The sequence below is a fragment of the Oleiphilus sp. HI0061 genome (assembly GCF_001635675.1).
In genome coordinates, this window is record NZ_LWFE01000667.1 from 1 (window position 1) to 3,563 (window position 3,563).

Annotated in this window: 3 protein-coding genes; all 3 read right to left on the reverse strand. The window is 45.2% G+C overall.

Annotated features, from left to right (window positions below):
- Nucleotides 1-96: 96 nt before the first annotated feature.
- Nucleotides 97-1,260 (reverse strand): phosphoglycerate kinase, encoded by a 1,164-nt coding sequence (locus A3735_RS08435; protein WP_068506448.1) that lies wholly within the window; start codon nt 1,258-1,260, stop codon nt 97-99.
- A gap of 36 nt (nt 1,261-1,296) precedes the next feature.
- On the reverse strand, nt 1,297-2,328 hold the full coding sequence (locus tag A3735_RS08440) for a type I glyceraldehyde-3-phosphate dehydrogenase (protein WP_068506446.1): 1,032 nt from the start codon (nt 2,326-2,328) through the stop codon (nt 1,297-1,299).
- A gap of 44 nt (nt 2,329-2,372) precedes the next feature.
- The coding region (locus tag A3735_RS08445) for a transketolase C-terminal domain-containing protein (RefSeq protein WP_304439984.1) at nt 2,373-3,563 on the reverse strand (1,191 nt) is incomplete at its 5' end.

A 3,563-nucleotide genomic window follows, 5' to 3' on the forward strand; every position in this document is an offset into this window, starting at 1 on the left:
CGCTGGAACTCCGTAGTCATACTCTGCAGCATGATCAAGTAGTTGTCGCATACTAATTAATGCCATGATTATCTCCGGTTAAAACATGGATTGAATTTATGAGCTTGCGCGCTCTATTAACATTGCTACTGCAGGTAAAGTCTTACCTTCTACAAATTCTAAAAAGGCACCGCCACCCGTAGAAATATACGAAACCTTATCTGCGATTTCATACTTATCGACAGCAGCCAAGGTGTCGCCACCACCTGCTATTGAGAATGCATCACTATCAGCGATGGCTAATGATAGCGCTTTAGTGCCCGCACCAAACTGGTCGAACTCAAACACGCCTACTGGCCCATTCCAAATTATCGTACCCGCACTTTTCAGTATTTCCGCCAAGCTCTCAGAGGTTGCCGGGCCGATATCAAAAATCATATCGCCTTCATCTACCTCATCAGAATTTTTCGTTGTCGCAACTGCAGACTCTGAAAACTCACTACCAACCACGACGTCTGTAGGCAATGGGATATGAGTCTTTTCGCTAAGAGCTTTAGCCTTGGGAATTAAATCTTCCTCACACAAAGACTTACCAACAGCCTTGCCATCAGCAGCTAAAAAGGTATTAGCAATACCGCCACCGACAATTAGCTGGTCAACAATATCAGAAAGTGACTCAAGCACTGTTAATTTAGTGGAGACTTTGGAACCACCAACAATAGCAACTAAAGGTCGCTTAGGTTCTTTTAATGCTTTTCCTAAAGCATCCAGTTCAGCAGCAAGCAAAGGGCCTGCGCAGGCAACAGGGGCAAATTTGCCGACACCATGCGTAGATGCTTGTGCGCGATGAGCGGTTCCGAAAGCATCCATCACATAAATATCACAAAGCTTTGCATAGGCCTTTGACAAAGCCTCATCATCTTTCTTTTCACCAACGTTAAATCTAACATTTTCAAATAACACAACGTCGCCGTCATTCAGACCGTCTGTATCCTGCCAATCTTTTAGTACTGGAATATCTTTACCGAGCAGATCGGACATATGACTAGCAACGGGCGCCAGTGAAAAAGCCTCATCATACTCACCCTCAGTTGGTCGACCCAAATGAGACATAAGCATTACTTTAGCGCCGGCTTCCATAGCATGCTTGATTGTAGGCAATGACGCTCGAATACGTGCATCACTCGTTACCTTTCCATCTTTAACTGGAACATTCAAATCTTCGCGAATCAAAACCCTCTTTCCTTTAAGGTCGAGATCCATCATTTTAAGAACAGACATATAATCTCCCATATAACATTGCGGCCCTGCAAAAAGTCACTTTGCAAGCCAATATCTAGCAACATCGAGCATACGGTTTGCGTATGCCCATTCATTATCAAACCAAGTCAAAACCTTGATCAAACGTCCGCCACTCACTCTTGTCTGACTACCATCAACAATTGTTGAGTGAGTATCACCAACAAAATCACTCGACGCTAACGGCTCTTCGGTGTAGTGGAAAATACCAAATTTATCGGCACCAGCCTTTTCGGCTAACAATGCGTTCACATCATTAGTATTAACGGCCATATCTACATACAACGATAACTCTATCGCTGAAACATTAATCGTAGGGACTCGCATAGCAGTCGCAGTTAATTTACCTTTCAAGTCAGGCAAAATACGCTCAACACCTTTCGCCAAACCTGTGTCGACGGGAACCACATTGTTCATCGAGCTTCGAGTACGCCTAAGATCCTGATGATGATAGGCATCGATCGTTGGCTGATCATTCATAGCGGAGTGAATAGTGGTAAGCGAACCAGCTACAATACCGAAGCGTTCATCTATAGCACTCAATACTGGCACAACAGCATTACTAGTACATGACGCACACGAGGCGATTATGTCGCCACTATCTAAGCCAAAATGATTTACACCATAGATCACTGTCTTATCGAAGCTTTCATCACCTGGTTGAGAAACAAGCACGCGCCCGGCACCAGACTCCAAATGACCGGAAACCTGCTTAAGAGAACTAAAGCGACCAGTACACTCCATGACTAAATCTATACCCAGATCCTCCCAAGGAAGCATGCTAGGTTGCGAAAAACGTGTTAAGGCAATTAGGTCGTTCCCGACAACCATCTTCGAGTCACCCTGGACATCAACTGAAAGCGGGAATCTACCAAATGTCGTGTCGTACCGGGTCAAATAAGCAATCGTATCAGCATCTGCAAGCTCATTAATAGCGACAAACTTTATCGAATCGTCACCAACAGAACGGCCTTTCGACCGTTCATAGCTAGCACGCAACAAAGACTGCCCAATACGACCATAGCCATTAATTGCGACACGATAAGTCATTCAGAGCGTCCGATACCTTCAAGGCTCACTATAAGGTCGTGCATTTATAGCAAATCTTCGGCAACATTTAGGATGTTATCAACAGTGAAGCCGAACTCCTCAAACAACTGTCCTGCAGGTGCAGACTCGCCAAAACTATTCATGCCGATCACTCGTCCGTCAATACCCACATACTTGTACCAGTAATCGGCGATCGCTGCCTCAATAGCAATACGCGCAGGAACCTCAAGAGGTAAAACAGACAGGCGATATTCGATATCTTGCTGATCAAAAACATCAGTACAAGGCATAGAAACAACTCGGACATTAACTTCACGCTTAGTAAGTTCGTCTGCAGCAGCAACTGCCAATCCTACTTCAGAACCTGTAGCGATCAGAATCAAATCTGGCAAGCCTTCACAGTCTTTCAAGATGTAACCACCACGCTCAATATTTGCAACTTGCTCTTTACTTCGCTCTTGGTGAACTAGGTTTTGCCGCGAGAAAATCAATGAAGATGGGCCATCGGCACGCTCAAGGGAATGCTTCCACGACACGGCTGACTCAACCGTATCACAAGGCCTCCAGCAGTTCATGTTAGGCGTTAGACGCAAACTTGAAATCTGCTCGACCGGCTGATGAGTTGGGCCATCTTCGCCCAGACCAATAGAATCATGTGTAAATACATAGATAGCACGCTGCTTCATGAGTGCAGACATACGTACAGCATTGCGTGCGTATTCCATAAAGATTAAGAAAGTAGCACCGTAAGGAACAAATCCGCCGTGTAAGGCGATGCCATTCATAATCGCAGCCATACCGAATTCACGAACGCCGTAATAAATATAGTTACCGGCCGCATCATTAGCTTCCAAGCCCTTACAGCCACTCCATAAAGTCAGGTTAGACGCAGCAAGATCAGCAGAGCCCCCCATTAATTCAGGAAGCATTGGACCAAACTGGTTCAAGGAATTCTGCGATGCCTTTCGGCTGGCAATCGTTGCACCATCTTCTTGCAACTGATTAATGTATTGATCTGCTTGTTTAGCAAAATCTTCTGGAAGCTCACCAGCTAAACGACGATTGAATTCGCTAGCAAGTTCTGGATATACCTCTGCGTATGCATCAAAACGAGCAGACCAATCTTTCTCAGCCTTGGAACCCGCTTCACGAGCATTCCAGCCATTATATATATCTTCGGGAATTTCAAAAGCACCATGAGCCCAGCCTAAGCGCTCACGAGTTGCAGCAATTTC